The organism is Oculatella sp. FACHB-28 (assembly GCF_014696015.1).
In the GTDB taxonomy this organism is placed as follows: Bacteria; Cyanobacteriota; Cyanobacteriia; order Elainellales; family Elainellaceae; genus JAAUTN01.
The window spans coordinates 1-4,510 of the sequence record NZ_JACJPJ010000012.1 but is presented as its reverse complement, the minus strand read 5'-3'; the positions used below and the strand labels follow the sequence as shown (position 1 = coordinate 4,510).

The window sequence follows — 4,510 nt, the reverse complement described above, 5'->3', positions numbered from 1 at the left end:
GCTATGTGGCGCGGGAGATTTATCACATTGTTCGTAACACGTTTCCGGTTCCTGAACGCCCTGAAGTGATTCATCCTTAGAATACAAAAAACTTGACATCTATAGGAGCATCAATACCAGGACGAATTCACAATAATCACAATAACAAGGAGCGGAAGTGTCTTCAATCGGTCTCGTAATTTTGGCAGCAGGGGCTTCTATCCGTATGGGAACACCGAAGCAGCTTCTGTTGTACCAAGGGAAAAGTCTAATCTGTAGAACAGTCGAAGCAGCGATCGCCTCGAGTTGCAATTCCATCGTTGTTGTTCTCGGTGCGTACGCCGAACAAATCAAACCTGAAATTGCCCAATACGATATACAGTTCACGGATAACAATCAGTGGTCAGCGGGAATGGGAACATCAATCCAAGCTGGCATTCAAGCCCTGAGTCAAACTCATCGTGAACTAGAGGCAGCCATCTTCTTAGTTTGCGATCAACCCTTCATCTCTACTGAAATCATTGATCAACTGATTGCAACATATCACGTCAACCATAAATCTATTGTTGCTTCAGAATATGCTGGAACTTTAGGCGTACCAGCTTTATTCAACTACAATATTTTTTCGGAACTTGTATCGCTACAATCTACTACAGGAGCAAAACAAATCATTTACAACCATATCTCGGATGTGATTGGCATTCCTTTTCCACAAGGACTTGTTGATCTAGATACACCAGAAGATTATCAGCAACTTCTAAATAATCCAGTAATCCTACCAGGGGTAAAGGTAGCAAAGACACTTTTGGCGAAACATTGCTTAACACTCTAAAAGCCTTGAATCTTTGTCATTCTTCTGCTGAAACTGATTGAGTTTTGTAAACCAGACAACGGCAGAATAGGTAGTTTAATCATGAAGAAATAATTCGCCAATAGCGTCAGGGTTGCTGTCACCAGATGCAATTAGAGCAAATCCGGAAAAGGATAGCAAACCAACAGCGATCGCTTTCACCCGCTTACCCTTCAGCATCCTTCGGCAAGAAGTATACAGAAGTGCATTACCACTCATATCCCAACTCACCCCGATTGATTTTGCCTACAAGTTTCGAGTACAGTTGTAATGCTTCTGGAACTATCTTTTGGTGTGCAAAAGCAATGGTTTTGATCTGTTCCAATTCGTCATGAGAGAGCCAACCATCTGAAATCGCCGCTTCAATCGTCCTCCTCAGTTCTTCTAATTGTTTGACTTCTTCTGGTGAAAGTTCTTCAGCAGAAAAATGTTCAACTTCCATGACGACTGTCTCCTTTAAATTAATTACCGTCATCTAGACCATTCAAAAGAGCGCTGAGAGTGACAACTGATGTCAACTCGGGGTGATTGAAGGGGCGCTGTCACCAGATGCAACTAGGTTGGGGTCTATTGTTTGGGTTAGCGTTCAATAGCTGATGCCTCATGTAAAGGCGTTCAAGGGCTCAAGATATTAACCTTGACCATCTGCCGAAATCCCGTATCGATAAGCACGTCCATTTTTATAAGCCGTAAAGTTTGTTGAACCATGAAACCGAACTGTGAATCGATCGGTAGCTGAACTGTCGCTCATTCTAATGGTCACGCTAATCGTGTCCTCAGATTCGACCTGCCAAAAGCCTTGCCACAGGTGACCAGCGCGAACTGTTCCATCCTGAGAAAACACCCACGGAACCTCATGGAAATCGGAATTACGCCCATTCTCCGCAGTCTCAACTAGCCATGACGTGTTGCCAACCTGTAGAAAGGTATGGGTGCCACAGACAACACTACTGTCTATTGTCATGACGCAAGTCGTGAATTCTTGAGCAACTGCTGTCATAGGAAGCCCCAAGAGCGTGGTACCCAGCACGCAACTGGTCATCCATTTGTTGAGTTTGGGAACGGGAAAGGGAATGAATGGGTTCATCGTGAAAATCCTCTGTTTTGAACGACTAAGATTGAAGATGAGCAGGCTAAAGCTCCCAGAGACAACTCGCTGGCTTCAGCCAGTTGAGGTACATGGGGAGTAGAAATGTTTACTCGTTGAAAGTCTTTGGCAGCGTTGTGGTGAGAGTGTTTTGCTTTGGTTCTCTCAGCTGTTTCTCATCACTCTTTTACTGTAGGCGGTGGTCTTGCTGGTGGCGATGGTTAGAAGTTAGGGAAAGTTATGGACTTGGTTAAGGGTCCTGAGTAACAACTGACATTGTTGGTGAACCATTGCCTAACAGTCACTAGACTCGCGACACTCCTGCCAAAGGGAAACCATGGCTCCAAGTCGACCGGAACAGCCGCTTCATAGGTCTGCTAGCAACACTGACAAATCCTGCCGTAACGTTCAACTCGTATGATGTGAGGGGTAAGCGAGGGCAGTTCAATACGCTCGTAAATCCCGCTCAAGCCGTACATCGATAGGTTAACTTCGACCCCACAGTGAGGACAAATCTTATCTTAGGCAACCACTGACTTGATTCGACTGTTAGCTCAGTTGCCGCCCACCGTAACGGCGAATCTCCGTTTCCTGGCAATTAAGGGAAGTTGACCTAGAACTGCTTTGGTTTGGCCTGAAGCCCTACAGCCATTCTCATTTATGTGAACCACAAACTTCTGTAAGGGCGGTTGCGAACCACCCCTACGCAGTGGCTTACCCATCCGAAAATGGCTGTAAGAGAGAGGCAAACTTGAATTACGGCAAGTTTTCTTGACCCGTTTTTGCTTCAGCTTTTCGGACTCTGCCCGCGCAACGTTTGCAACTCCTGTCACAGCCCTTCAATGAGGGCATCCTTTTCTGCGTAGCTTAGACCATCAAGGGGGGCAGTTCCTTTGTGGCAAAAGCCTATCACCTTCTGTCAAAGGCGGGCTTGGGTCAACCTATTAAACCGGCAATCATTGATCTTGCATTTTCTAGCCTGTAACCCTTAGAAACGCTAGATTTCCTTTTGAGACTTACATTGCCGAGTTAATAGATGAGCAATTACAATCATTTCAAAACCCAATTTAATGAGCTGCATATTATTCAATCAGCCGGGTAGGAATAAAGTCGTATTGAGGAATTAGATCAACGTTATCTTGAACAACGGCGATCAGGTTGGTGCCCTTGAAAATTGCGGTGTCATGCAAATTAGCATCACCAATACCGTAATCTCTTGATTTATCAAACGTGTAGTCATCAATATTTAGCCCAACCCGAATCTTATCTCCCTCCATATAGTTGAAGTCAGTGATGACCGAATAAGTTCCCTCAAAAAATGTAAAACTCGGACTATCAATAGCAAATACGTCTTCTCCAGCACCACCCGTTAACGTATCTACTTCCCCATTGGTTCCTGATCCTCCATAACCACAAAGGGAATCATCACCGTTACCTCCAATCAAAGTGTCGTAGCCGTCTCCACCATTTAATGAGTCTTTGTTATCTCCACCATCTAGATAATCATCACCACCCATTCCGGTTAAGAAATCATCCCCTGATTCTCCGTATAGGAAGTCGGCTCCATCTTCCTGATATGCATAATCGATATGCTGTATTTGAACAAGACCCCCTCCCAGATCCTTAGAGATGATGGCTGGACCGTATGCTCCGTAAAGGTGATCGTTTCCAGCTTGACCATAGATAACATCTCCTCCTGCATTGCCGCTGACAAGGTCATCCCCAGAATTTGCCCAAATTCTGTCTGCTCCTTCACCGCCATAAATTTTGTCAGCTAGAGGACTACCGACAAGAACGTCATCCCCTCCTCTTCCATCAATTGTCCAAGATTTCCAATCCCACTTATCGCTTGCCCAAGGCTTATACCAAGGTGCGTCATAAACCTTCTCTTTGGTTGCTGAAAAGTTATTGCTATTGTTGTCTCCGGTGTAAGTACCCATTGCTAATTGCTCCTGGCAAAGTGTGCATGTTGCGAGAGTTTTTCAGTTGGTTCCCTCTACTTATTACTGGCGTTGCTCAAAGTCACTTTTCGCAGTTGAGTGAAATGAGTTTGTAAATGCCTTTTGTAGTGCCGAGGAGACACTACTTTCTCAGCAAAAATTCTCTTAAAGAGTTATCGCTAAGGGATGTATAAGAGCTCTGTAAGGGAGGCAAAGTTGAATTACGGAAAGTTTTCTTGACCCGTTTTTGCTTCAGCTTTTCGACCTCTGCCCGCAACGTTTGCAACTCCTGCCACAGTCTTCCAATGAGGGCATCCTTTTCAGCATGGTTCAGAACATCAAGAGAGGGCAGTTCCTTCGTGGCAAAAGCCTATCATCTTCTGTCGAAGGCGGGCTTAGGTCGACCTAGTTGAGCAATTACTTTCATGCTTCTACTAACCAGCAACATTAACTAGTAGCAAACCAAACAATGCCTCGGGTAAAGTTCTAAGTATGCTGCCTACTACTCCTTGTTAGCTCCAACAATTAGATGTAACAATTCCGGCGTTGCTGCAAGGGTAATGCATAATTTGGCATTATAGAAGCATGAAATGTCCTCAATGTCATTCAACTCAAACTGCAAAGAACGGGCATCGTCGAGGGAGACAATGCTAC

Annotated in this window: 4 protein-coding genes; 1 reads left to right on the top strand and 3 read right to left on the bottom strand. The window is 44.8% G+C overall.

Features of this window, described 5'->3' with window-relative positions:
• Positions 1 to 157: 157 nt before the first annotated feature.
• Positions 158 to 811, top strand: a complete 654-nt coding sequence (locus H6F88_RS00255) for an NTP transferase domain-containing protein (protein WP_190640757.1) — start codon at positions 158 to 160, stop codon at positions 809 to 811.
• A gap of 226 nt (positions 812 to 1,037) precedes the next feature.
• On the opposite strand, the gene H6F88_RS00250 is transcribed toward H6F88_RS00255, so the two are convergent.
• The 3 genes from H6F88_RS00250 to H6F88_RS33775 form a co-directional block, all read right to left on the bottom strand.
• Positions 1,038 to 1,271: a hypothetical protein gene (locus H6F88_RS00250; RefSeq protein ID WP_190640756.1), complete on the bottom strand. Its 234-nt coding sequence runs from the start codon at positions 1,269 to 1,271 to the stop codon at positions 1,038 to 1,040.
• Positions 1,272 to 1,460: 189 nt separating this feature from the next.
• Positions 1,461 to 1,916, bottom strand: coding sequence for a hypothetical protein (locus H6F88_RS00245; RefSeq protein ID WP_190640755.1), 456 nt, complete (start codon positions 1,914 to 1,916; stop codon positions 1,461 to 1,463).
• A 1,082-nt stretch (positions 1,917 to 2,998) separates the two neighbouring features.
• Positions 2,999 to 3,856 carry a calcium-binding protein gene (locus H6F88_RS33775; protein ID WP_190640753.1) on the bottom strand — a complete coding sequence of 286 codons (858 nt, stop codon included), beginning with the start codon at positions 3,854 to 3,856 and terminating at the stop codon, positions 2,999 to 3,001.
• Positions 3,857 to 4,510: the final 654 nt, after the last annotated feature.